Genomic DNA, 23,169 nt, shown 5'->3' with positions numbered 1-23,169 from the left:
CCATTACCTAAATTTTCAATCCAACTCAATCTATATAATTGTATCAAATTATTTGATAAATTTCCGATTTTTATGAAAATGAATTCTTATCTAACAAAATATTATGCATCAAACTTTAATATGCACTTTACAATAGTGTGCAACATACACTATAATAAATATAGGAGTTGATGATATGGCTGATGCAAATGAACATTTAGATAAAATCATGCAGGAATTGAGACGCGGTACCATTACAATTGGCGCGCTAAGTCAGCTTTCAGAGCCGCAATATGGATATTCCCTCGTAACGATGCTCAGCGATAAAGGGATACATGTTGAGCCTGGAACGTTATATCCCTTGCTAAGAAGATTGGAAAAACAGGGACTGCTGGAGAGTAAATGGGATACAAATGAATCAAGACCGAGGAAATATTATTTACTGAGTAAAACTGGAAAAGAAGTTTTTGATTTACTGGTTACAGAGTGGAAAACTATTGCTTCCAGCCTGGATCAAATCATAGAAAATAAGGAAGGTGAAAAACATGGAGATGATTAACCGGTATATTTATGCGGTTACGCAAAAGCTTCCTCAATCCCAGCGGGAGGATATTGCCATTGAACTGCGCGGATTAATTGAAGATATGCTGGAGGAGCGGGGAGGGCAAGGGAACAGAAAAGAAAATGATGTAGAAGAAGTTTTGCTGGAACTGGGCAGCCCAAGAACGTTAGCTGATAAGTATCGTGGAACAAAGAAGTACCTTATTGGTCCGGAGCTTTTTGATTCCTATATTTTAGTCGTGAAAATTGTTCTCATTGTTATGAGTTCTTTAATAGGTGTTGGATTTATCGTCCAAACCATTTTAGACCCTGTGTCTATTTTAGATCATTTTATTGATATGATTGTTTCTTTGGTCACTACACTTCCAACAGCTTTCGGATGGACGACATTCTGGTTTGCTATCGGTGAGCTGTGTGGTGGAACGAAGCAAAAAGATTTAACCGGTAAGGAATGGAAGCCTGCTGACTTACCTCCCATTCCAGATGAAAAGAGGCAAATCAAACGCAGCGAGTCGATTGTCGGGATTATTATCTACACGATTATCATCGTATTTCTCGCATTTTCGAATGAATACTTTGGAATTTGGGTATTTCAGGATCAATTTAACGGTGTTGTTCCATTTTTAAATGAACAAACCTATGGCTCCTATTTATTGTTTATTCTTCTCATATTCGGGGCTGGAATCATCAAAGAATGCCTGAAGCTTGTTGCCGGGAAATGGACGTACAGGTTAGCTGCTTACACAACAATTGTGAATGCCATATCTATGGCAGCAATACTATTTATGATCAGTGGTCCTGATTTTTGGAACCCTGATTTTATGAATCAATTAGCAGAAGCTGGTGTGGTTACTGCTGGTTCAGAGTCATTTGAGACAGTAACCGCCATTTGGAATCAGTCCACATTCTGGATTCTTATTCTGTTTATTATCGGGTTAGCCTGGGATGCGGCAGATGGATTTATAAAGGCTCGAAAAAAATAAATACTCGCTGATGACGCATGGTTGAATGGAATACAATTCAATCATGCGTTTTTTTGATCAAATGCTTAAAATTTTAATACTTTAAAGACCCGAAAACATCGTCTCAGTATATTCGGATTCCCGATAGCAGATTACCTACATTTTTATTCTCATAAAGTTCTAACCAGATTTTAATCGCCTTCTTATTAATTTTATTTAAGCTAGTATACAAAAGAAAAGGGAGGTGAAAAAATTGGCAATAGAAATTTTCAAAAGAAAAGAGCAAAAATATCTGATTACACTGGAACAATATTCGCTCCTGCTGGATCAAATAATGCCTTATATGCGATCAGATACATTTGGTACAGATGGAAAATATATTGTCAGCAGCTTATATTTTGATAGCAATGATTACAAAATTTATTTTGAAACAAAGAATAAATTGGCTTTCAGACAAAAGCTTCGCTTGCGCACCTATAATGAAACAGGCATCGATGGAACAGCTTTTTTTGAGGTAAAGCAAAAACATAACAAAGTAGTCAACAAACGCAGGATGTTACTTCCATTACAAGAGGCATACCTCTATATGGAAAAAGCGGATGAGCAGTATTTAAACAGCTTTCACACATCTAATTTACAAGTACTTCGTGAAATCGATCATTTTCGTTCATTATACGAATTAAAACCGAAAATGGTTGTTAGTTATGACCGCCATGCACTTCACGGAATAGACGATCCTGATCTGCGTATTACATTTGATTTTAACTTACGCTGCCGCAATGATGATTTACTTCTGGAACATGGTTCTGACGGAGAATATTTTATTGATCACAATCTCATTGTGTTGGAAGTAAAAGTAAATGATAGTGTTCCATTATGGTTAACCCGCATTTTACAGGCGCTTCAATGTGAACAGCGAAGTGCCTCTAAATATTGTACCAGTATGGAATTATTGCAAAGAGATCAACTGCCGGCCGGGATTGAAAGAGAATCTGTATCAACGGGAGGAATATAGAATGGATTTTATTAACAAAATATTTGATTTACAAGCTAGTGAGACATCTAGCGTTTATATGATATTACTTGCATTAGTCATGGCAACTCTACTGAGCTTGATTATTACGAAGGTGTACATAATCACATTTACAGGAGAACGTTATGCACAATCATTCGTACACACCATTATTATTTTGAGTATTATTGTCTCCGTGATTATGAATGTGGTTAGTGACAATGCTGGTGTTGCATTTGGCTTATTCGCTATTTTTTCACTGATCCGGTTCAGAAGTGCTGTCACCAATGTTAAAGATATTGCTTATATTTTCTTCGGTCTTTGTGCCGGCATGACATGTGGGCTTTTTCGATTTGATTTAGCAATCATACTCACTTTATTTGCTTGCTTAGTACTTTATTTGCTTTACAAATTTGAATATGGAAAAGGAAAAGATACACAAATTTTGAAGGTAACTGTACCAGAAAACTTGAATTATGAAAATTTCATGTATGACGTACTTGCTGAATATACGTTAAGCTCTTCATTACGCCAAGTAGAAACTACTAATCTTGGTACAATGATTTTGTATACTTATGCTATCCGTATGAAAAATGAGGCAACTGATAAAGAATTACTGGATCATATTCGCGAAAAAAATGCTAATTTAAAAGTATCCATCACTTATATAGAAAGTACTGATCAGTAAGTAAGCCAGATATTAAAACCCTCTTTTAAAGCGGGGTTTCGCTAATACCTGAATTGTACTCTATATTACTAGCTCTGCCCTATCCGTAGCTACTTGAAAGAATTAAGCTTATACTGACAGTAAATCATCGCTTATTATTCTTAATTATTTTAAATTCTTAAAGTGAGAGTTTTACTGTCAGTTAAACTGAAACAAACTTTCCGTGAAGTATCCTCGAGATATTTCTTCCTAAACCGTTTTCTTTTAATAACATGTGAAACATTTCACATGTTAGTCACAACCTATCCATTCACTCCCGTTTGTATCTGCTATACTAAAGATAGAAATATTGTTCAATCATTCACAATCAAGGAGGAGTTCACATATGAAAAACGTTTTTATTTTAGGAGGAACAGGATTACTCGGGTACCATACTGTTCGGGAATTGTTGAAACGAGAATATAAAGTATCTACGGTCGCACTGCCTCCAATGCCGGCGCCAGAACTGTTGCCGCCGGAAGTTGAGTGCCATCTTGGAGATATCAATGAAATGACGGATGAACAAATTTTAGATATATTAGCCGGGCAGGATATGTTTATTTATGCTGCAGGAGCTGATGAACGAATGGTTCCTGAAATACCAGCAACTCATTTTTTCTATGAAGCAAATGTACTGCCAACACAGCGTTTAGCTCGTCTCGCTAGAATTGCCGGGGTAAAAAAATTCGTCATTTACGGTTCTTATTTTGCGCATTTTGCTGAAGAATGGCCTGAGCTTAACCTGAAAAAGCAAGCCTATCCAAGAACAAGACTATTACAAGAAGAAATAGCCTTCATGGAAGGAGAAGGCCAAATGGATGTGATGTCCCTGCGCCTTCCATATATATTTGGAACAATGCCTGGACGTACACCGTTGTGGGCGATGTTCCTTCCGCAAATCCAAGGAAAAGAAATTGTTCCGGTACTTGGCGGCGGAACAGCCATGGTCACTGTTCAACAAGTAGCCGAAGCAACTATCGGCGCTTTGGAATATGGAAGACATGGAGAACACTATGCTATTTCCGATACAAATATGAAACATAAAGATTTCTTCCAGATGATTGCTGATGAGCTTGGACAAAAAGAAACGATCGTCCAAGTCGTACCACTCGAACAAATGAAGCCTGCTTTGGCACAGTATGATGAAAAAACAGCTGCTGAAGGAAAAGAACATGGTATTCACCAAGCTGTTACTGCAGAAATTCAAAATCGTGATGCCTATATCGATCCAAATGATACAATGCCGCTTTTAAAATATAATAAAGCAGATATTAGACAGGCGATTGTGGAGACGATTAAGCGTTGCCTGGAGGATACGAAAATTAATATGTAGTATGAGTTATAGCTTTTCTTTAAATCCGAACGATCCATCAAAATCTGGACTCGTTCGGATTTTTTATGCGGCTGCCCCCACGATAAATTCCCCCAGTTTTCTTTTATGTTAGAACAGGAGCTTCGAAATAATGAATAATATTACCGTAATAAATATCTGTATTTCGATAAATATTACATATCCTTTTTTGGCATTTTTTTGCTGGTTCAATTGATAATATTTAGTAACTAAATATTCATTACTAAAACAACAAACATTAACAACTAATAATAAAGCAACAGTTTTAAATACAGCATTTTCATAAGAAATAAAAGAGGGCAAAAAAAGAATTATTGTTAAAATAAGATGAACAAAAGAAAAATACCACTTCCCGGGTGGCTTGATAGTCTTGGATTCTTGTTTTTCTGTCCTTTTTCTCTCTTCTGTTTGCTTTTGCTCTTGCGCAAGTATCTCAGTAACATCACAGGAAAATAACTCTGCCAGCTTTATGAGGTTATTAGTTGATGGTTCTGATTGACCCATTTCCCATTTTGATACTGCTTGTCTACTGACCTGAAGCTGTTCGGCTACATATTCTTGTGAAAACTTTAAGGATTTTCTTTTACTTTTTATGTTTGTTCCTAATGCCATCATTTCATACCCTCTTTCCAATTTTGTTACTCTCAGCATAATCAAATTACATGTTAATTACTACCAACTAAGACGCAACTATTGGTTGCGAAGGCTATTTTATCAACTTTTTTAAAGCTGCTTCACCTAACTTCAAATGAAACTGGAATTAAATTGTTCTTTTCTATAAAAATACCCTTTGGACTCATCCTATCCAAAGGGTTAACAGGGCGCAACTTTATGTTAATTTTAAAGAGACGACCTGCGAACAATAACTATAAGGAAAAAGCGTTAAGCCTGAGTTCATTTATCAATGGAAGCTTTATCCCAAACGTTCTCAGCTATTTGAATAATATGCTTCACCTTATTCCACTGCTCTTCTTCTGTTAAAACATTTCCTTCCTCCGTGCTGGCAAAGCCGCATTGTGGGCTTACTGCTATATTTTCTAAAGGAATATATTGACTGGCTTCCTTAATTCTTTCATGAATGGCATTCTCCTCTTCCAGCTCCGGGAATTTAGATGTGAACACGCCAAGTACTACTTCTACATCACGGCGTTGAATATTCTCTAATGGTTTAAAATCACCACTCCGCTCATTGTCATACTCCAGGAAGAAAGCATCGTAATTTAACTTATCAAACGATGGTGCAACATAATCATAGCCGCCATCAGCATGGATATGTTTTGATTTAAAGTTGCCACGGCACATATGAACAGATACAAGCAAATCAGCTGGTTTATCCTCCAGCGCATAATTTGTTGCGTCAATAATGAGTTGAAGTACTTCTTCTTTTGATAATCCGGTAATTCCTGTCATTAAAGATACAAAATCCTCATCCGCAAAGGTTGTCAATGTTGTTTCATCGAATTGGATGTATCTGCAGCCAGCATTATATAATTGCTGAAGCAATTCACGGTACGCCTTCCCTAAGTCACGAAATAGCGCATGCGCATCTGGATATACTTCTCTCTCCTCATCTGTGACATTTCGGTAGAAAATAACGCCTGGTGCCGGAACAGTTACCTTGGCAACCTGCGTCCCATCACCATATTTTTTCACAAGATCATTAAGATACAGGAAATCATTGATAATAGCATTATTCTCATCAAATTCAATTTTATCCTTAATTTCATAGCTTACTCTGCGAACTTCAACCCCATCAGCAAACTGGAGACCTCGATCTATTTCTACTTTTTCTATCCCCTTTAAACTCACAAAGAAATCAAGATGCCAAAAGCTCCGCCTATAATCCCCATCCGTAATCGCTTTTAATCCGACCTCAATCTGCTTTTTTACTAATTTTTCAATTTCCTGATTCTCTACTTCCTTTAACGCTGCTTGATCAATTTCTCCGTTTGCATAGCTTGCTCTCGCCTGTTTAATAGCATTGGTCCTTAGAAAACTTCCAACATGATCTGCTTTTAAAGGTAACTTGCTTGTCATAAGTATATACACTCCTCCAAGTTTGTTTTCTTAATTACAAGTAAGTATACGTGGTTACTTCGATATATACTAACACTAAAAATCTATCTGTTGCCATAGCTTTAAGCTATGGCAACAGATAGATTTTTTACCTCATAACAAAAGGCACTGATTCTTATATTTGAATCAGTGCCTCTCTGCATTAAGCCTTATTTCCGTAATATCTTCTCCATTGCCTTCCCCTTCGCCAATTCATCAATCAGCTTATCCAAATAACGAATCTCCTGCATCAGTGGATCCTCAATATCTTCCACACGCACTCCACAGATCACACCTTTAATCAGGGAGCGGGAGTCATTCATCTTTGGAGCTTCGGCAAAAAATGACTCAAAAGTGACCTTATTTTCGATTTGTGCTTCGATTTCCTCCTGGCTATAGCCTGTCAGCCAAGTGATAATTTCATCGACTTCTTCCTTTGTACGGTTTTTCCTCTCTGCTTTGTTCACATAATGAGGATAAACACTTGCAAAAGTCATGGTATATATACGATGCTTAGCCATAGCACAACCTCCATCTATTGTTCCGTTACTGCATCTTCTATTTCCAAATGAAACGTATCAAGCAATTCGCGAACTTCATCCGTTGTTTCTGTACTCATTAATTGATGTCTTAATTCACTTGCTCCTCGAAATCCGCGGACATAAATTTTAAAGAAACGGCGCAATGGCTTAAATGCCCGGGGCTCCAGCTCTGAATATTTATCATGCAGATCCAGCTGTAACCTTAATAAGTCGAGCAGCTCCTGGCTGCTATGCTCTTTCGGTTCCTTTTCAAATGCGAATGGATTTTTAAAAATACCGCGTCCAATCATGACGCCATCTACTCCAAATTCTTCTACAAGCTTCAAGCCTGCTTCCCGATCAGGTATATCTCCATTAATCGTCAGCATCGTATCAGGTGCAATCTCATCACGAAGCTTTTTAATCTCTCCGATTAATTCCCAATGTGCATCGACTTTACTCATTTCTCTTCTTGTACGCAAATGAATAGAGAGATTCGCGATATCCTGCTCAAATACATGCTTCAGCCAGTCGCGCCATTCATCTATATTCGAATAACCCAGCCTTGTTTTCACACTGACAGGAATCCCGCCGGCTTTTGCAGCCTGGATAATTTCCGCTGCTACCTCCGGGCGAAGAATCAGTCCGCTTCCCTTCCCCTTGGAGGCAACATTTGGTACAGGACATCCCATATTAAGATCGATACCTTTATAGCCCATTTCCGCCATACCAATACTCATTTCCCGAAAATTATCAGGCTTGTCTCCCCATATATGAGCAACCATCGGCTGTTCGTCCTCCGTAAAGGTCAAACGTCCGCGCACACTGTAAATTCCCTCAGGGTGACAATAGCTCTCAGTATTTGTAAACTCGGTAAAAAACACATCGGGGCGGCCGGCCTCAGCTACAACATGACGAAAAACAACATCTGTTACATCTTCCATCGGCGCCAATATAAAAAACGGTCGTGGTAAATCACGCCAAAAATTATTTGCCATTTCTCAATTTCAATCCTCTCATTTATGGATGGATAAGGAATTAACTTCTTACCCAATATATTAAAGCAGGAATAGACTCTGCTTCTTTTTATTTTGTCCATGATTATATTATCACAAGAGGGTTGGGAAGTACAAAAAGACAGAATCGCGAAATTTCGCCGGAACAGCAAGTTTAATGTTCTAATTCAATCAACTCCCCTAACCGTTCCTCAGCAATTTCAAGGTCTGCTTTATTATCGGCACATGCGATTGCCTGCTGATATAAGCCAATTGCTTTTTCCCTGTTTTCCGCACGAGATCGCAATTTTGGATTATATAAATCAGCCCAATGGATATAAATCCATGTATTTTTCGGCTGTTTCTCAATATATGATTTAAATACCCGCTCTGTTTGCTCTATTTCCCCCAGCCGAAACAAAGCCTCTCCTTTAGCCACGATGGCGATATCTATGATGGATGTATCAGAATCAGGAAACCTTTCCAGGAATTCGTCTGCAAAGGCGTTTCTGGCCTTCGCGTACACTTTATCATGTATACTTGCATTTGCTAAAGCCATGTCCAACTCAGGTATCCAGTTTGAAAATACATTATTCATGGACTGCCGGGCGAATTGATCCAATTCACTAACAGAACTAACACCCTTCCTTTTTGCCCATCGCAGCAAATAATCCCATGCTTTCAACCATATCGCTGCTTCTTCTTCATCAAAGTACCCCTTATCATGCTCATATCCTTCCTCAATCCAATCATCTATACGCTCCAACAATAAATGTTCTGGAGCCAATCGTTTTGCGAGTACTTTAACTGCCAAAAATGTAAAGTCAATCATCCGGTCGCTTGTGTTTAATCGGTACCTTTCTATCCATTGTTGCACCAGTTCTTCTGCTGACATAACTGTTTTTAATTCCTTTATGAATATTTCTTCCGTTATAAGGACACCATACCTGTTTAAATTTGACAGGATTATATTTGTATCCAGTTCCTCAACATCTTCTAACTGCCAAAAACGGTCTGGCAGGGTAACTGTATTACTCTGATTATTTTCTATTTTATCCATACAGCATTTTTTATACTTTTTCCCACTGCCACATAGACATGGATCATTTCTGCCAATTTTCAAATTCCACAGCTCCTTTGCTTTCGTGATTGAATAAAATAAGCTTATCAGCAAGACCTGAAAGCAGTGTGATTAAAGTGTATCGATTGCAATTTTGGACAGCCGTAGTTTCGAACAGACTATAGCTGAACAACATAACAGCACACCTATTATTTGTTATTTCAACCTATTTTCATTATAATGTTTTTCCAGATAAAAGTATAAATCATTCAGGCTAAGATTTGCATCGTATTTCATCCAAAATGCCCTATGGAAAGTATCCATTGATCAGCTAATGTAATTTTTCGCATGTTATAACTTATTTATTGATAGGTAAGTTTTACATATGAAAGATAATGCACTAATTCCAATTTCCTTCCAAATATTTCTCTTTAAACGCCAGACTAAGCTCACTCCACACATCAAATTTATTACCATCTAAATCATAGAAAACAAAATTCCTTCCAGCATGCCCTCTATTTTCAATCTCTTGCGTTCTAACTTCACTCTCTATCAACTCTTCGTGCAGTACCTGCAAAGATTCTAACCCGTCTACTTCAAATGTTAAGGAAAAGCGTTCCTCGCCGTAAACATCAACAAAATTAGAGTTTTGTCTTTCACTCGATTTCACCAGAAAAAAACTTTGGTTTGCAAGGTTTAAAATAGCCTTGTCCTCATCTTTATAGGATAATTCTGCACCTAATTTATTTAAATACCATTCAGCTGATCGTTCTACATTTGTTACCGGAATATAAGTAGTTCCAACCCTTAATAATTTATTGTTCATTAGAAAACTGCCTCCTTCCTGATTTTAGATATTTATTTTTTTAAGAAGGCATAAAGAATACTTCCTGCCTCTTTCACTATTCCTCACACTAAACAAGAACATATATTCCTATACTAACATATTGAAAATCACTTTGCCTTGATAATTTAATAATTACAAAAATTTTGTTTGAAGCCTGTTTGTTTACATCCTGTCCACCTCGTATTAAGATAGTAAAAGTGTCTAATCATTAATAACTGGAGGTATGATGGCTTCATGAGTGACAGAAACAAAGGTATCGTGCTGTTATTATTATCGGCAGCAGGGTTTGCGTTAATGGCTATGTTTGTAAAGCTGTCAGGGGATATACCTACCTTACAAAAATCCTTATTTCGCAATGGCGTATCAATGATTATTGCGTTAGGATTTGTGATATATCATAAAGAACGGCTTTTTGGTAAAAGAGAAAACCAAAAATATTTGATGCTTCGTTCTGCATTGGGAATGACAGGCGTATTGCTGAATTTCTATGCAATTGACCACCTTGTTCTCTCTGACGCAGATATGTTGAATAAAATGAGTCCATTTATCACTATTATTTTGGCTGCAATTTTCTTAAAAGAATATGTGATGCGTTTTCAGGTAGTTGCAGTTATTATCGCGTTTCTCGGGACTCTATTTATTATTAAACCGGTCTTCAGCTTAGACACTGTTCCATATGTAGCCGGGATTTTATCTGCCGTTTTTGCAGGCGGTGCTTACACTGTTTTACGTGTCCTTGGAAATAAAGAACAATTTTATACGGTTGTGTTTTACTTTTCTACATTTTCAACGGTAATTTTATTACCATTTGTCATCTTCTTTTACGAACCGATGACAGCACAGCAATGGATTTATCTGCTTGCTGCGGGGATGTCCGCGACGGTTGGTCAGTTTGGCATTACTATCGCCTATAAATTTGCACCGGCCAAAGAAATATCCATCTTTTTCTATTCTACCGTTGTATACTCTGGTATTATCAGTATTCTGTTATTTGGACAAATCCCTGATTTTTGGAGTATCCTCGGATATCTGGCTATATTCGGTGCATCATTTTATATGTTCTTGAGGAACAATCGAGATTTGAAAGAAACTGGAGATATAAAAAAATAGTCAGAAAGCGCTATGCACTCTTTAGCAATGTATGCGTGCATAGCGCTTTGATATCAACTAATAATCCGTATTGTTTTCTCCATCCCGGTCTCAATTTCTATTTATTTTTCTGCAAATGATTATTTAATGTCGTTTCCACTTTCTTAAAGTAAAGGAACCATCCAAACCAGTTTAGCAGATATAATAAGCTAAATGACAGACTGCTCCCTAAGAGAACTGGTACATTAAGCGGTACCCATCCGGCCGTACCAGCAATAATAAGCCAGACACTATAAGAGAGGAGAAAGTGGATAATAGACTTTTTAACAAGATTGTCGCCGCTGTCTCCAAAAATAAGCGAGGAGACACCAAAGTATATTCCTAATAGCATACTGGCTCCCATATGCATCCAAATTTCTGAAACAGTAGCTTCATATTCATTAAATTTCATAATAGTGAGGGCAATAAACGTTAGTATACCTCCAATAGCTATTCCTGCAACAGCTCGCTTTAAAGCTTCGAGTATCATTTTACTGCCCCCCTTGAATCAATTTTTCTTTAATCGCATTTACATATTTCCGTGTAATATATTCCTTGTTGCCGGATTGAAAATAAACACATAAATTTCCATTAAAGGATGCTTCAAATTTCTCAATACGATGAATATTGCCGATAACAGACTTTGAAAAGCGCATAAAACCGTAAGGAATCAGGAATTCTTCCACTTCATACAGCTTCATTTTCACTTCAATATGCGAACTCCTGGACACAGCAAATATTTTTCTTTTTTCGGCATGAATGTAATCTATTTCCTTTGGCTCCAAAAGCACTGTTTGTTCTTGATTTATACCGGGTAATCGCTGTTGTTTTTTCTTATTAATCATATTTACGAGCTCTTCCAGCTCCTGTGTCCATTCCTTCGCTTGAATGGTTATCCGCGTCTCTTCATGACTATCATCGATATCGATGTTTATTTTCATTCCATCTCCCCCATATGTGCTCCTTATCTTCCGTTATTTTACGGCTCTTTTTAGAAAATAGGGATAACGGATGATGGCGATAATAAATGCAGCTGCCCCGATTGCAAATAATACCCCCAATGTTTGGAGAAGCTCCGACACTTGAGTGGTCCCTGCCATGGCATCCTGAAAAGATTGATGCGCCCAGTACTGAGGCAGAAAATGAGCAATTGTCTGCATAAAGTCCGGCATCATTTCAAGCGGCATCCATAAGCCGCTCAGCATCGCTCCGCCCAGAGCAATGATTTGCGTAATTGCAATTCCCATATTTTCTGTATTTACAGTAAGCGCCATTGCGAGCCCGATGGCTGTCACTGTAAACGTAATGAACAAGGACAAAATCAACAGAATGATTGGCTGCCCCAGTGAAACGTTATAAACGACTTTTCCAAACAAAAATAACACAACAATCTGAATAATCACGATATACGTAAACGGCAGCCATTTTCCAAGCAGGTAATAATAGCTTTTTAGCGGAGTACTTGCAAGTCTGGCTGTCATTCCTCTATCTCTGTCTTTAATAAACACCTGCACCATCGAAATCATAATAAAAAATACAAACATCACGATATACCCCGGTACAATCGACTGAATAATTTCTTGATTGACGGCTTCATTATCGCCAGTTGTAAATACAGAAATAAATAAAACCGTAAATAGAATAGGCAGAATCAACATCCAAAAAGCAAGCCCTTTATCCTGTAGATGCTTCTTTAATTCAACGAACATAATTGCCTTCATTGTAACACCTCCTCATTTAGTCTCTCAAGTTACTTCCAGTTAATCTGAAAAATACATCTTCCAGACGGGGATGAACAAGCTCCAGTCTTTCTACCTCAAGACGATTCTCCCTGCAGTGGGATATAATATGTTCCATTGCCTCCAGGGCTTTTTCTGTATATAGTATAAACGCACCATCTTCCTGTGAAACGGTTCCATATTGTTCTAATGTGTCCTGAAGAATACCGCTTCCTTTTACATAAATAGAGGGTATAGCATATTGCTGGAGTAATTCACTGATCGCACCATTTTCAATCATTTCTCCGCGATCAAGAAAGGCAACGTAATCACAGAGCTTTTCAACCTCTTCCATATAATGACTGGCATAAATAACAGTCTTTCCAGCTGTCTTCAGATCTTCAATCATTTTAAAAATATATTTTCTTGATTGAGGGTCTATGCCGACAGTTGGTTCATCCATGATAATCAGATCCGGGTTATGCATCAGGGCGCACCCAATATTCAGCCTGCGCTTCATTCCTCCTGAAAACGTAGATACTTTATCTTTTCCCCTATCACTAAGACCGATTAGTGCCAGCACTTCTTTTATCCGATGATTCAAGCTGTTTCCTTTTAGATTGTATAACCTGCCAAACATCTGTAAATTACTGAATGCCGAGATGTCTTCTTCTAAAATAATCTCCTGAGGGACATAGCCTAATTTCTGTTTTGTTTTGTCAGTAATTTCTTTTTCATTGAACTCAATTTTTCCTTCGTAATCACGAATAATGGAGGTAATCATTTTAATTAATGTGGATTTACCAGCGCCATTAGGGCCGACCAGCCCATAGCAGGTTCCTCCGGGAATGGTAATGGAAACATCTTTTAAAGCCTCCGTTTTATCATAATGCTTTGTTACGTTATGAATTGTCAGCATGATTATCATCTCCTTTCACCTCTATTATGGCAAAGGGACGGGAGTCTGCGGGAAAGGATGGTATAACATGCGGGGGAATATGTATGACATGCAGAAATACCCGCATAAAATATATGCGGGTTGGTGATTAGTCTAGTGATGTGTAATGCAGTTGCAAGCGAACTCATCTCATGTATTAGCTTGGTTTTGCCCATATCAGGTATAAAACACCTGCTAAGTAACGCTCTTCTTTAATAACCTTTACGTCTGAGCTATCTACAATATCAGAAATATTTCTGTTCTGATGACACCCTTCAACCTTTACTGCCAAAGGATCTATCATTTTCTGCACCCCTGCCAGGATTTTATTTGTACTAATACCATGCTCCAGCAGAAGTATTTTTTCCTTCTGGCTTACACCACTTTTGAAACTGGTTCAGGACATCGACAGGCTTCTGATAAGCACAGAAGCTGGTGGAGGATATAATTGTATCAAAGCTGTTATCGTTAAACGCCATCGTTTCAACATCTTTTTGTATAAATGTAGATGGAAAAGGATAATCTGCTGCCGCACGCTCTGCCATTATCAACATTTCACGACTGAAGTCCACACCTGTCAATTCAATATCGCTGCGATAAAAAGGAAAATTAAGACCTGACCCAATAGCAACCTCCAGCACTTTCCCCTCTGCTTCCTGAAAAATTCGTTGGCGAAACCTGTACAATTGATCATTCTTTCGTCTTTTATCATATTTTTCAGCCTGCTTATCAAACTTTTTAATGAGTGCTTTGCGATCCATATCATTCCTCGATTCTTTTTACTCAAGTCTGTTTTTTGTAATCTCCGTCGTTAACCATAAAATACAGAAATCTAGATGAAGATGTATTATAGGCGCGGCTAAATAAGCCAATGCTAATGATTCCGTCATGAAGCTCTTAATGGCTATTATACAGTAATTGGAGAAAATGGAGGGGGTATTAGAAATGAAAAAGTTGTACAAGCGTTTTTAGAGCATTTATCTAAGAACAGAAAGGCAGCATTAACTGCTCATCAATTCCCAACAATTAAAAATAAAAAATCGCTATTAACTTTAAAACGTTATTAGCGATTTTTTTACATTTAGATATTTATCCAATTTTCTCAGCCAGTTCTATAATAATACCCTCCGGCCCGCGAATGTAGCATAATTTATAAACATTTTCATAGTTTTGTATCTCACCAAAAATCTCTGCTCCTGCCTTTTCCAATTTGGCAACAATTGCTTCTATGTTCTCAACAGCAAATGCAATATGCCGGAGCCCCAACGTATTTGGCTGTGGATGCTGAACATCATTTCCATCTATTGGCGAATGAAATTTAATCAGTTCTATCCTTGCTTCCCCATCCGGCACCTCTAACATAGCTACCGTTTCTTTTACATTAGGCAGTCCAATAATTTGTTCAACCCATTCTCCTTCCACTTCTGCCTCCCCAAGCTCTCTTAGTCCAAGCTCAAGAAAAAAAGCTTTAACAGCAGGAAGGTCATTTACGATGAGTCCTATATGATCTATTCGTTGAAGTTTCATTTACTTCCCCCCTATTTTTCTCTTAACCTTATCACATAAGGGGTTTGCAGATTTCTTCTTAATTGCTGAAAACTTCAGAATCAAGAAGTGACAAGAATTCTACATGAACACTTGATCCAAGTCTAATTTTAAATCAGGTAAAGTATGAACTGAAATTGTCTCTCCTTTTGTAAAGACACCCTGAAATTTGTATTGCTCGTCAATTAACAGATATATTTCTACTGATTCGTTTACAGGATCAACAAGCCAGTATTCTTTTACTTTTGCTTCTTCATAAAGCTGGTATTTTATCCAGCGGTCTAATTTAATGGATGCAGGGGAGAGAATTTCGATAATCATATCAGGTGACCCGTTACACCCCTTATCATCCAATTTTTCCTGATCACATACAATAGCTAAATCAGGTTGAACAACATTGTTTATATCATTATCCTGCTTATTATCCACTAATAACCGCACATCAAAAGGAGCAAAGAATACTTCACATTCCTTCTCTCTTAAGAAAATAGAAAAAGCAGTAGAAAGTTCTCTCAAAACCTGCTGATGCCTGCGTGAAGGAGCAGGTGACATATTAAAAATATCACCATCAATTAACTCAAGTCTTTCCCCTTCATCCCAGGTCAGATAATCAGCATATGAATATTTCTCTTTTTTATTTGGAATGGGCAATATAATCATTCCTTTCTACGAATAGTTTACTATTCTGTCATTTAAGGCAGGAGTTTCATGGCTATTCTCTGTGATAAATTGCACTTTTAAATTTTTTTGTCTTAAAGCAGGTTTAATATCATCTAAAATAACCAAATCCACTGGTTTTTGAAAATGATCTTCAAGCTGGAATTTTAAATCCATATAGTTATCAAAGGACAAATTCATATCATTAAATTCTACAATTACATCAATATCGCTGGATTCTTTATAATCTCCCCGGCTATATGAACCAAATAACCCGATCCGTTTCACACCATACTTTTCTTTCCATGTATTCAAATTTTTTGACAATTCATCAAGGATATCTTTTTGAGATATCATATTATCACCGCCATTTCTAGATAATAACGTCTTATTATTAAATTATACCATTATTATTTATGTTTATTCCTTTGCAGCTGGTTTAAAATCAGTTCCATGACATCGTCCTGTGACATATCATTAGTCAGTAAGTTTTCTCCCTCCACGCCAAGATAGTCATTCGGTTTCCACCAGGCTTGTAAGGATTCTTCTCCAAATTCCATTTTTTTCGAACTTTCGTTATGACGTGCAACCGTTTCCTCAAAGGATAGATCAAAATAATAAGTAAATGTCCTCTGGTTATAAAATTGAATCAAATGACGCAGCATTTCACCATAATGACTTTCATATAAGATTCCTTCCACAATAACAAATTCACATTTACCTTTCCCGTATTCAGCGATTTGCCGAATCAACTCTATGGATAGATTCCCTTTTCTATCATGAACCTTCAACATATCACGGCGGACAACATCTTGAGAAACCAATAGAGTTTCGTGTCCCAAATAATTTTGAAGTGCTTTTGAAGTAGTTGTTTTTCCGCTACCGGAGTTTCCTCTTATAATAATTAGATTAGATTCCATATTTCTCCTCCTGCTTCCGGCTATAAACTGGCTTTTCCTCCATGATAGCAATAATACGTCTCAGCTTTAAGATTTTTAATTTTATTCAAAGATTGCTTTGCATTTGAAATATCCAGGCAAAAGTGTGGGTTAGCCACAACCAAGTCATTATTTTCCTTCACAGCTGCATCCCCAGTAATAATACTTTTCAAGCCTGGGAAATATAGTGAAATATGCCCCGAAGTATGTCCCGGCGTTGCTATTACTCTACACTTATTATCTAAAATCATATCACCATCCTGTACCTTTTCATTAACCGGAACATGCTTCAAGTTCTCTAATTGCCCAACAAACCATTTACCAAATCTTTTTTCTTCCTCTGACATATTTTTCAGTATTTCCTTTGCTTGGGTCATCCGCTCTGACTCCATTTCACCACTAATATATTTTGATTCTATTTCATTTGCAATAATGTTAATCCAATAATACTTTTCTTTAAAATCATATAAGGAGCCGATATGATCGTCATCATAATGTGTAATGATTATATTCTTTAAATCTCTCATATCAAATCCATTTTTCATAATTTCATTTTCAATTAACGGCAAAAAATCGGGATATCCTGTATCAACCAGGGTTAATTCATCATTTAATATGATTAAGCTGGGATAAATATGATTTTTTTGTCCATTAAATTCGAATTCAATTGGTAATTCTATTATCTTCATTCTACTCCATCCTTATTATTTTTTTATTTATACTACAACTTGTCTTTCAGCTACTGTATAAATTCCCCAAACTGAAACCATGCGCCTCTATAATTTAAACTAAATATGGTGACTTTTTACAAAAATCTCTCTAGCAAATAGTAAGCTCCTTATTATTATCTATTGACCTAATTTTATTATACACTCCTAAAATGATGTGCTGCTATTCCTACAGAAACAGCCAGGTTCAATGAATCAATATCCTGTGTATGACGTATAACAATTCCATCATCAAGCACCTGATAATCATCTGGAAGACCGGAACTTTCATTTCCAAAAACTAAAGTATACGCCTTGCTTTTATTAACTTCTATTTTATGCAGCTCTATTTTCCCATCTAATCTGAACGTATAAATAGCATTATGAAAGTTATTCATATATTCTTGAAAGCTTTCAAAGTATTGGATATTAGTTTTAAAAATAGAACCCATAGAGCTTCTGACGACTTTCGGGTTATAGACATCCACCGCTGGCAGAATTATACCTAGATTTATAATTCCAAAACCGACTGCGGTCCGGATAATTGTTCCCATATTCCCCATATCACCAGGTCTATCTAATACAATATGATTATCAAATTGAGCAAGTCCGTTGAATTGTTTTTTAAATACTCCAATTGCATAACAATTATCTTTTGTACTTAATTTATTAATCAGCTTATCATTCACTTCAAATCTTATTTGCTTTTGGTTACATAAATGGATGACTTTACGTATTGCATTATTTTGTACTTTTGAATACAGCAACACCCTTTCAATTACCTCCGCTTTGTTTTGAAGCAGCTCTATCGTTGGATAAATACCCAGAGTATACGAATAATCATACTTCTTATTATATATTTTATAAGCCATTTCTTTATCACACCCTATGATTTTTTAATCTTAAAAGTTTTCATTATCGCAGGGAATTATCTTCACAGCGTATGAGTGTTGTTAATACGAAGTATAGAATATATCGATCTCTACTGATATATAGAAAATGATTTATAATCAAGGATGCACAAAAAAGACCTGAGGATGATTTTCTCCTCAAGCCCTTTGTTATTTTATATTTTTTGAGTAAACAATTTTTTTAATACTATCATAGGAAAGACAGAAAGTTTCTGTGAGTTTATCAATAGACATTCCATCACTGAATTTCCTTCTAATTTCAGCGTTTCTTTGATCAAGATATTCTCTTGTTCCTGTTTTTTCTCCCCATTTTTTTCTTTCTTCCGGCAATTTCGGAATATAAATTAACTCGCCGTTTACATATTTCTGTATTTCTTTAAGTAACTCTTCCGGGAAAACATAGTCAGCTTTTATATATTTCATTCTAACTCCGCTCCTTAAAAATGTAATTAATTTTAAGGCAGCAAAGTCTATACGATAAACTGTTCCTGTCAGGTCAGTTAGAATGAAAAAGAGCGGTTATTATTTTACTCCACACAAAGTACCGCTATTGTTCATAATATAGACTTTGCGTGGAGTTTAACAAGTACCATACCGATTATGGGAAACCTTGAATTCACTGGACTCACCTTCTTTTGTTTTTTAGCTTAGTATATAAGATTGCTTAACTCTGAGAAACCGTTTTTGTTTATTTTTATCATGATATTGAAATCAGAGCCGACTCTAGTTCTGCAATACGATTAATCTCTCCAATGAAAAATATATATCGTCTGGAGTTATTAAATAACAATAAAGTTATTTATCATCCCTCGATAACTTCTTCAGCACTTCCAGATCTAAACGGAGAATAGCATCCATATGTTCATTAATGACCTGAATTTCTAAATTCCACCATCTTATCTGCAATAACTCTTTTATTTTAGATTCAGGAAACCTCTTTTTGATTTGCTTAGCAGGATTTCCTCCAACAATGGTATAGGGCTCAACATCTTTTGTTACGATGGATCCAGCTCCAATGATCGCTCCATCCCCTATGGTTACACCGGACATAATCATCGCATCCATTCCAATCCAGACATCATTACCAATAACTGTGTCCCCTTTTAAAGGCAGCATATCCAACGTAGGTGTATGCTCTTCCCAACCATTCCCGAAGATATTAAAAGGATACGTGGAGCCATCCATACGGTGATTCGCTCCATTCATGATAAAGGTAACTCCAGGCCCGATGGAGCAAAACTTTCCGATAATTAATCGATTCCCCAGCAATTCATAATGATATAAAACTTGATCCTCAAAAGACTCTCCATCCTTGCTGTCATAATACGTGTACTCACCCGCTTCGATATTCTTTTTTGTCAGCGAAGGTTTGATAAACTGAACATTTTTATTTCCAGCTATCGGATATATTTGGTTGGGATCAGGTCCTTTTAATATTTCTGACATATATCCACATCCTTTTATAAATTTTTACTAATAAAGCCTATTTTATTACACTCCAACGCAAACCAGATCTCCCCATTTTCATTACATGTGATGCCATGCGGTTCTGCGATTGATGTTGGAATGTCATATTCATTCATGCTTCCATCCATAATCGAAATTTGACCAATCTTATTTGCCCCCCATTCCGTAAACCACATATCATCATTTTCCCCAGCAGTAATCGCATGCGGACGTGAATTTAAAGTTGGAATATCATATTCTGTTATCTCCCCGTCTATCGTAATTCGCCCTATTTTATTGCCTATAATTTCGACAAACCAGACCGCATTATCTGGACCATTAGTAATACCGACCGGACCTGATGCGGGGGTTAGTATAGGATATTCTGTTACCTCTCCTATATCTGTAATCTTTCCAATGGCATTATTTTGATTCTCTGTGAACCAAAGAGCGTTATCTGAACCCATAGTGATGAAAGCTGGATAGGATTCCTTATTTGGCAGATCATATTCATAAATCGTGCCATCAGCTGTCAGCCTTCCAATACGGCCTCCTTTCATCTGGGTAAACCAGATATCGCCGTTTGGACCTTCTGTTATTCCATACGGCTCTGAATCAGGATGCGGCAATGCGTATTCTGTAAAATCACCTGCTGTTGTCAGTCTCCCTATTTTATTGGCGGCATTCTCAGTAAACCAGATGTCGCCGCTAGAAGAGACAGTTAAGCACATCAGTTTAGCGTCTGGAGTGGGCACTGCATACTCTCTTATTTCTCCATTCTTATTGATGCAGCCAATCTGATTTGCTTTATATTGCGTAAACCAAACATTTCCATCTTTTGCTGCGGCAATACCATAAGGACCCGAATCAGCTTTAGCGATTGTAAATTCTGTTATATTCATTTTCATCCTGTTTTCTCCTCTGTTTAATTATTGGATTTCTTATAATGAACCTCTTAAACATATCTGGAAGAAGGTATAAAAAAACCTCCTATCCACTTCTGAACAGGAGGTAATCATAAATAACAAAAAGACAAAAACCTTTTGATTATTATGAAGTACATCATGAATCCTACTCAGAAAATGCCATGTTATAAATGTCCGGTTTCTGAATGGGAAGATGATGTACAAATATTTTTCTAGTTTGTACTATTTGAGTAAAAAGAACAGACTTATCCCTATCCAGAAAACGTTTCGCAGCTTATAACGAATGTTTTTCTTATAAATAGGATTAATAAATCATGTACTCTATTCACCCTTTCAAAATTTATCTACTTTAAGTTTAAACATAATGATCTATAAAAATCAAGGAATTATTTGTATGATAATTATATCAATTTAGGATCAATTTTGAAATATAGCTTCAGACACTTTTTGATAGAAGTTCAGAAACCCATGTATTTCATCTTTATTAATAACGCTCCATGTAATATCCTCTGTTAAGACATCTTTTGATATTTCTTCCTTGCCAGCAGCGCGTCCTATAATAAAATCAAGAATAATTCTTCTTTTGGGCGCATTGTCACATCTCAAATCACCAATAACTGCAAAATTAGGATTAAAGGAGAGCTGATTGTCGTATAGTCTCATGTATATTTCTTCCTTTAAAATTAGTGTGAAAAATCAATTATAGCATTCTAACAATATAGTTTGAAGCTATGGGTTAATTTTACTTTGAAATAGGTTTTGATTGAACATGCTCCATATACGGCAAAAAAGGCTTTTGAAGGGAAAAATGGAACAGACGAAGGAGAGAGTCATAAATATGTAAACGAAAAAAGAAGGTTTTAAGATCCCACATAATCCGCCTTCTTTAAAGAGAGGTCTTACAGTCATTCGAGTAATTTTCCTAAAAAAAAGACCTCATAAAGAGGATTTAAATCATTGACCTACAGCTTAGAAGGCTGTTGGTCTATCCCTTGAATGAAGAACACCATGATAATTCTTATTTTAACATACGAATGTATAAGATTTGCATCATAAATATCTGTATAAGTAATGGGCCTGAGTGGACTCGAACCACCGACCTCACGCTTATCAGGCGTGCGCTCTAACCAGCTGAGCTACAGGCCCATTTTAATAATGGAGCGGGTGAAGGGAATCGAACCCTCATCATCAGCTTGGAAGGCTGAGGTTTTACCACTAAACTACACCCGCATATTTAAGATGGTGGCTCGGGACGGAATCGAACCGCCGACACAAGGATTTTCAGTCCTCTGCTCTACCGACTGAGCTACCAAGCCAATTAACTATTATGTATGGAGAAATTAAAATGATTCGAACCTATGACTCTTTCTAATTATAAATCAATGGCTCTATCAATTAATCCAGGGTGATATATGGCGGTCCGGACGGGACTCGAACCCGCGACCTCCTGCGTGACAGGCAGGCATTCTAACCAACTGAACTACCGGACCATTTTGGTTGCGGGGGCAGGATTTGAACCTGCGACCTTTGGGTTATGAGCCCAACGAGCTGCCAGACTGCTCCACCCCGCGATATGAACTTATACATCTTATATGGTGGAGGATGCAGGGCTCGAACCTGCGACCCCCTGCTTGTAAGGCAGGTGCTCTCCCAGCTGAGCTAATCCTCCATTTGGTGACCCGTACGGGATTCGAACCCGTGTTACCGCCGTGAAAGGGCGGTGTCTTAACCGCTTGACCAACGGGCCAGGAATTATTTTCCAGTTAATAGGAAAATAAATAATTTCACAGGCAGATTTTCTTAAAAGTTAAACTTCAAATCTACAAGCATCGATTATTAACCGAAGCTCTACCATTTAGGTACTGTGAAATAATTATNTCCTACTCTCGCAGGGGGAAGCCCCCAACTACCATTGGCGCTGAAGAACTTAACTTCTGTGTTCGGCATGGGAACAGGTGTGACCTCTTCGCTATCGCTACCAGACCTACAGGATGTAGGCCGTTCGATGTTGTCCACACGACGTGGACAATTTTAATCAAACATCCTTAACTGTATTCAATTCGGATTTGCACCCTGAAAACTAAATAAGAGTAACGTGACACCAAAAACTTAGATAAGTCCTCAATCGATTAGTATCCGTCAGCTGCACGTGTCGCCACGCTTCCACCTCGGACCTATCAACCTCATCGTCTCTGAGGGATTTTACT

General features: G+C 37.2%; 28 protein-coding genes, 7 tRNA genes and 2 rRNA genes. 6 read left to right on the top strand and 31 right to left on the bottom strand.

The window, feature by feature from the left end:
* The first annotated feature begins 175 nt into the window (after positions 1-175).
* The 5 genes from IEX29_RS12295 (at position 176) to IEX29_RS12275 (ending at position 4,553) form a co-directional block, all read left to right on the top strand.
* Positions 176-538: a PadR family transcriptional regulator gene (locus IEX29_RS12295; protein ID WP_188734738.1), complete on the top strand. Its 363-nt coding sequence runs from the start codon at positions 176-178 to the stop codon at positions 536-538.
* Positions 525-1,523: an HAAS signaling domain-containing protein gene (locus tag IEX29_RS12290; RefSeq protein WP_188734737.1), complete on the top strand. Its 999-nt coding sequence runs from the start codon at positions 525-527 to the stop codon at positions 1,521-1,523. The genes IEX29_RS12295 and IEX29_RS12290 overlap by 14 nt, the downstream gene beginning before the upstream one ends.
* Before the next feature lie 232 nt (positions 1,524-1,755).
* Positions 1,756-2,517, top strand: a complete 762-nt coding sequence (locus IEX29_RS12285) for a polyphosphate polymerase domain-containing protein (protein WP_188734736.1) — start codon at positions 1,756-1,758, stop codon at positions 2,515-2,517.
* Between the two features lies 1 nt (position 2,518).
* Complete coding sequence (locus IEX29_RS12280; RefSeq protein WP_188734735.1) at positions 2,519-3,202, top strand: DUF4956 domain-containing protein; 684 nt, start codon at positions 2,519-2,521, stop codon at positions 3,200-3,202.
* A 364-nt stretch (positions 3,203-3,566) separates the two neighbouring features.
* Positions 3,567-4,553 carry an NAD-dependent epimerase/dehydratase family protein gene (locus IEX29_RS12275; RefSeq protein WP_188734734.1) on the top strand — a complete coding sequence of 329 codons (987 nt, stop codon included), beginning with the start codon at positions 3,567-3,569 and terminating at the stop codon, positions 4,551-4,553.
* Between the two features lie 108 nt (positions 4,554-4,661).
* On the opposite strand, the gene IEX29_RS12270 is transcribed toward IEX29_RS12275, so the two are convergent.
* From IEX29_RS12270 to IEX29_RS12245, 6 genes are all read right to left on the bottom strand, one after another.
* Positions 4,662-5,186 carry a helix-turn-helix domain-containing protein gene (locus IEX29_RS12270; RefSeq protein ID WP_229720197.1) on the bottom strand — a complete coding sequence of 175 codons (525 nt, stop codon included), beginning with the start codon at positions 5,184-5,186 and terminating at the stop codon, positions 4,662-4,664.
* A gap of 279 nt (positions 5,187-5,465) precedes the next feature.
* Positions 5,466-6,608 (bottom strand): 5-methyltetrahydropteroyltriglutamate--homocysteine S-methyltransferase, encoded by a 1,143-nt coding sequence (locus IEX29_RS12265; protein WP_188734733.1) that lies wholly within the window; start codon positions 6,606-6,608, stop codon positions 5,466-5,468.
* A gap of 188 nt (positions 6,609-6,796) precedes the next feature.
* Entirely contained in the window at positions 6,797-7,147 is a 351-nt protein-coding gene (locus IEX29_RS12260) for a DUF2200 domain-containing protein (RefSeq protein ID WP_188734732.1), read from the bottom strand.
* A 14-nt stretch (positions 7,148-7,161) separates the two neighbouring features.
* Positions 7,162-8,145 (bottom strand): tRNA dihydrouridine synthase, encoded by a 984-nt coding sequence (locus IEX29_RS12255; RefSeq protein WP_188734731.1) that lies wholly within the window; start codon positions 8,143-8,145, stop codon positions 7,162-7,164.
* A 172-nt stretch (positions 8,146-8,317) separates the two neighbouring features.
* A complete protein-coding gene (locus IEX29_RS26720; RefSeq protein WP_204799035.1) occupies positions 8,318-9,265 on the bottom strand; it encodes an SEC-C metal-binding domain-containing protein in 948 nt (315 codons plus the stop codon).
* Between the two features lie 337 nt (positions 9,266-9,602).
* A complete protein-coding gene (locus IEX29_RS12245; protein WP_188734730.1) occupies positions 9,603-10,028 on the bottom strand; it encodes a VOC family protein in 426 nt (141 codons plus the stop codon).
* Positions 10,029-10,283: 255 nt separating this feature from the next.
* Between IEX29_RS12245 and IEX29_RS12240 the strand changes: the two genes are divergently transcribed.
* Positions 10,284-11,159, top strand: a complete 876-nt coding sequence (locus IEX29_RS12240) for a DMT family transporter (protein ID WP_188734729.1) — start codon at positions 10,284-10,286, stop codon at positions 11,157-11,159.
* A 97-nt stretch (positions 11,160-11,256) separates the two neighbouring features.
* Here IEX29_RS12240 and IEX29_RS12235 read toward each other — a convergent pair whose 3' ends face one another.
* The 25 genes from IEX29_RS12235 to IEX29_RS12120 all read right to left on the bottom strand — a co-directional run.
* Positions 11,257-11,667: a DUF3021 domain-containing protein gene (locus IEX29_RS12235; RefSeq protein ID WP_188734728.1), complete on the bottom strand. Its 411-nt coding sequence runs from the start codon at positions 11,665-11,667 to the stop codon at positions 11,257-11,259.
* A 1-nt stretch (position 11,668) separates the two neighbouring features.
* A complete protein-coding gene (locus IEX29_RS12230) occupies positions 11,669-12,118 on the bottom strand; it encodes a LytTR family DNA-binding domain-containing protein (RefSeq protein ID WP_188734727.1) in 450 nt (149 codons plus the stop codon).
* Positions 12,119-12,151: 33 nt separating this feature from the next.
* Positions 12,152-12,898, bottom strand: a complete 747-nt coding sequence (locus IEX29_RS12225) for an ABC transporter permease (RefSeq protein WP_188734726.1) — start codon at positions 12,896-12,898, stop codon at positions 12,152-12,154.
* A 16-nt stretch (positions 12,899-12,914) separates the two neighbouring features.
* On the bottom strand, positions 12,915-13,814 hold the full coding sequence (locus IEX29_RS12220) for an ABC transporter ATP-binding protein (RefSeq protein WP_188734725.1): 900 nt from the start codon (positions 13,812-13,814) through the stop codon (positions 12,915-12,917).
* A 175-nt stretch (positions 13,815-13,989) separates the two neighbouring features.
* Positions 13,990-14,136, bottom strand: a complete 147-nt coding sequence (locus IEX29_RS26715) for a hypothetical protein (protein ID WP_229720196.1) — start codon at positions 14,134-14,136, stop codon at positions 13,990-13,992.
* Positions 14,137-14,167: 31 nt separating this feature from the next.
* Entirely contained in the window at positions 14,168-14,593 is a 426-nt protein-coding gene (locus IEX29_RS12215; protein ID WP_229720195.1) for a class I SAM-dependent methyltransferase, read from the bottom strand.
* A gap of 328 nt (positions 14,594-14,921) precedes the next feature.
* Positions 14,922-15,359, bottom strand: coding sequence for a VOC family protein (locus IEX29_RS12210; RefSeq protein ID WP_188734724.1), 438 nt, complete (start codon positions 15,357-15,359; stop codon positions 14,922-14,924).
* 99 nt (positions 15,360-15,458) lie between these two features.
* The gene (locus IEX29_RS12205) at positions 15,459-16,037 is read right to left on the bottom strand and encodes a Uma2 family endonuclease (RefSeq protein ID WP_229720194.1); all 579 of its coding nucleotides are present in this window, start codon (positions 16,035-16,037) and stop codon (positions 15,459-15,461) included.
* Positions 16,038-16,043: 6 nt separating this feature from the next.
* Positions 16,044-16,391 carry a nucleotidyltransferase family protein gene (locus IEX29_RS12200; protein ID WP_188734722.1) on the bottom strand — a complete coding sequence of 116 codons (348 nt, stop codon included), beginning with the start codon at positions 16,389-16,391 and terminating at the stop codon, positions 16,044-16,046.
* Between the two features lie 53 nt (positions 16,392-16,444).
* On the bottom strand, positions 16,445-16,954 hold the full coding sequence (locus tag IEX29_RS12195; RefSeq protein WP_188734721.1) for a kinase: 510 nt from the start codon (positions 16,952-16,954) through the stop codon (positions 16,445-16,447).
* Positions 16,955-16,974: 20 nt separating this feature from the next.
* Positions 16,975-17,661: an MBL fold metallo-hydrolase gene (locus IEX29_RS12190; protein WP_188734720.1), complete on the bottom strand. Its 687-nt coding sequence runs from the start codon at positions 17,659-17,661 to the stop codon at positions 16,975-16,977.
* 176 nt (positions 17,662-17,837) lie between these two features.
* Entirely contained in the window at positions 17,838-18,551 is a 714-nt protein-coding gene (locus tag IEX29_RS12185; protein WP_188734719.1) for a TrmH family RNA methyltransferase, read from the bottom strand.
* Positions 18,552-18,740: 189 nt separating this feature from the next.
* Positions 18,741-19,013: a CD3324 family protein gene (locus tag IEX29_RS12180; protein ID WP_188734718.1), complete on the bottom strand. Its 273-nt coding sequence runs from the start codon at positions 19,011-19,013 to the stop codon at positions 18,741-18,743.
* 372 nt (positions 19,014-19,385) lie between these two features.
* Entirely contained in the window at positions 19,386-20,036 is a 651-nt protein-coding gene (locus IEX29_RS12175) for a Vat family streptogramin A O-acetyltransferase (RefSeq protein ID WP_188734717.1), read from the bottom strand.
* A 14-nt stretch (positions 20,037-20,050) separates the two neighbouring features.
* Positions 20,051-20,944, bottom strand: a complete 894-nt coding sequence (locus tag IEX29_RS12170) for a Vgb family protein (protein WP_188734716.1) — start codon at positions 20,942-20,944, stop codon at positions 20,051-20,053.
* Positions 20,945-21,379: 435 nt separating this feature from the next.
* Positions 21,380-21,625 carry a hypothetical protein gene (locus tag IEX29_RS12165; RefSeq protein ID WP_188734715.1) on the bottom strand — a complete coding sequence of 82 codons (246 nt, stop codon included), beginning with the start codon at positions 21,623-21,625 and terminating at the stop codon, positions 21,380-21,382.
* A 409-nt stretch (positions 21,626-22,034) separates the two neighbouring features.
* Positions 22,035-22,108, bottom strand: a tRNA-Ile gene (locus tag IEX29_RS12160).
* 10 nt (positions 22,109-22,118) lie between these two features.
* Positions 22,119-22,192, bottom strand: a tRNA-Gly gene (locus IEX29_RS12155).
* A 10-nt stretch (positions 22,193-22,202) separates the two neighbouring features.
* Positions 22,203-22,278 (bottom strand) — tRNA-Phe (locus IEX29_RS12150).
* Between the two features lie 97 nt (positions 22,279-22,375).
* A tRNA-Asp gene (locus IEX29_RS12145) sits at positions 22,376-22,452 on the bottom strand.
* A gap of 4 nt (positions 22,453-22,456) precedes the next feature.
* A tRNA-Met gene (locus IEX29_RS12140) sits at positions 22,457-22,533 on the bottom strand.
* Positions 22,534-22,555: 22 nt separating this feature from the next.
* Positions 22,556-22,631 (bottom strand) — tRNA-Val (locus tag IEX29_RS12135).
* A gap of 3 nt (positions 22,632-22,634) precedes the next feature.
* Positions 22,635-22,709: transfer RNA gene (locus tag IEX29_RS12130), tRNA-Glu, on the bottom strand.
* 120 nt (positions 22,710-22,829) lie between these two features.
* Positions 22,830-22,945, bottom strand: a 5S ribosomal RNA gene (gene rrf / locus IEX29_RS12125).
* Between the two features lie 126 nt (positions 22,946-23,071).
* Positions 23,072-23,169: ribosomal RNA gene (locus IEX29_RS12120) — 23S ribosomal RNA — on the bottom strand; the annotation flags it as partial.

The sequence above is a fragment of the Oceanobacillus neutriphilus genome, from assembly GCF_014645515.1.
Taxonomy (GTDB): domain Bacteria; phylum Bacillota; class Bacilli; order Bacillales; family Amphibacillaceae; genus Oceanobacillus; species Oceanobacillus neutriphilus.
Note: the sequence above shows the minus strand (reverse complement) of the source record. Positions and strands in the feature narration are given on the sequence as shown.

What these genes read in the sequence shown, in the direction of transcription:
- IEX29_RS12295 (WP_188734738.1), top strand. Translation starts at nt 176, where the DNA reads ATGGCTGATGCAAATGAACATTTAGATAAAATCATGCAGGAATTGAGA.
- IEX29_RS12290 (WP_188734737.1), top strand. Translation starts at nt 525, where the DNA reads ATGGAGATGATTAACCGGTATATTTATGCGGTTACGCAAAAGCTTCCT.
- IEX29_RS12280 (WP_188734735.1), top strand. Translation starts at nt 2,519, where the DNA reads ATGGATTTTATTAACAAAATATTTGATTTACAAGCTAGTGAGACATCT.
- IEX29_RS12275 (WP_188734734.1), top strand. Translation starts at nt 3,567, where the DNA reads ATGAAAAACGTTTTTATTTTAGGAGGAACAGGATTACTCGGGTACCAT.
- IEX29_RS12270 (WP_229720197.1), bottom strand. Translation starts at nt 5,186, where the DNA reads ATGATGGCATTAGGAACAAACATAAAAAGTAAAAGAAAATCCTTAAAG.
- IEX29_RS12265 (WP_188734733.1), bottom strand. Translation starts at nt 6,608, where the DNA reads ATGACAAGCAAGTTACCTTTAAAAGCAGATCATGTTGGAAGTTTTCTA.
- IEX29_RS12260 (WP_188734732.1), bottom strand. Translation starts at nt 7,147, where the DNA reads ATGGCTAAGCATCGTATATATACCATGACTTTTGCAAGTGTTTATCCT.
- IEX29_RS12255 (WP_188734731.1), bottom strand. Translation starts at nt 8,145, where the DNA reads ATGGCAAATAATTTTTGGCGTGATTTACCACGACCGTTTTTTATATTG.
- IEX29_RS12245 (WP_188734730.1), bottom strand. Translation starts at nt 10,028, where the DNA reads ATGAACAATAAATTATTAAGGGTTGGAACTACTTATATTCCGGTAACA.
- IEX29_RS12240 (WP_188734729.1), top strand. Translation starts at nt 10,284, where the DNA reads ATGAGTGACAGAAACAAAGGTATCGTGCTGTTATTATTATCGGCAGCA.
- IEX29_RS12235 (WP_188734728.1), bottom strand. Translation starts at nt 11,667, where the DNA reads ATGATACTCGAAGCTTTAAAGCGAGCTGTTGCAGGAATAGCTATTGGA.
- IEX29_RS12230 (WP_188734727.1), bottom strand. Translation starts at nt 12,118, where the DNA reads ATGAAAATAAACATCGATATCGATGATAGTCATGAAGAGACGCGGATA.
- IEX29_RS12225 (WP_188734726.1), bottom strand. Translation starts at nt 12,898, where the DNA reads ATGAAGGCAATTATGTTCGTTGAATTAAAGAAGCATCTACAGGATAAA.
- IEX29_RS12220 (WP_188734725.1), bottom strand. Translation starts at nt 13,814, where the DNA reads ATGCTGACAATTCATAACGTAACAAAGCATTATGATAAAACGGAGGCT.
- IEX29_RS26715 (WP_229720196.1), bottom strand. Translation starts at nt 14,136, where the DNA reads ATGATAGATCCTTTGGCAGTAAAGGTTGAAGGGTGTCATCAGAACAGA.
- IEX29_RS12215 (WP_229720195.1), bottom strand. Translation starts at nt 14,593, where the DNA reads ATGGATCGCAAAGCACTCATTAAAAAGTTTGATAAGCAGGCTGAAAAA.
- IEX29_RS12210 (WP_188734724.1), bottom strand. Translation starts at nt 15,359, where the DNA reads ATGAAACTTCAACGAATAGATCATATAGGACTCATCGTAAATGACCTT.
- IEX29_RS12205 (WP_229720194.1), bottom strand. Translation starts at nt 16,037, where the DNA reads ATGATTATATTGCCCATTCCAAATAAAAAAGAGAAATATTCATATGCT.
- IEX29_RS12200 (WP_188734722.1), bottom strand. Translation starts at nt 16,391, where the DNA reads ATGATATCTCAAAAAGATATCCTTGATGAATTGTCAAAAAATTTGAAT.
- IEX29_RS12195 (WP_188734721.1), bottom strand. Translation starts at nt 16,954, where the DNA reads ATGGAATCTAATCTAATTATTATAAGAGGAAACTCCGGTAGCGGAAAA.
- IEX29_RS12190 (WP_188734720.1), bottom strand. Translation starts at nt 17,661, where the DNA reads ATGAAGATAATAGAATTACCAATTGAATTCGAATTTAATGGACAAAAA.
- IEX29_RS12185 (WP_188734719.1), bottom strand. Translation starts at nt 18,551, where the DNA reads ATGGCTTATAAAATATATAATAAGAAGTATGATTATTCGTATACTCTG.
- IEX29_RS12180 (WP_188734718.1), bottom strand. Translation starts at nt 19,013, where the DNA reads ATGAAATATATAAAAGCTGACTATGTTTTCCCGGAAGAGTTACTTAAA.
- IEX29_RS12175 (WP_188734717.1), bottom strand. Translation starts at nt 20,036, where the DNA reads ATGTCAGAAATATTAAAAGGACCTGATCCCAACCAAATATATCCGATA.
- IEX29_RS12170 (WP_188734716.1), bottom strand. Translation starts at nt 20,944, where the DNA reads ATGAAAATGAATATAACAGAATTTACAATCGCTAAAGCTGATTCGGGT.
- IEX29_RS12165 (WP_188734715.1), bottom strand. Translation starts at nt 21,625, where the DNA reads ATGAGACTATACGACAATCAGCTCTCCTTTAATCCTAATTTTGCAGTT.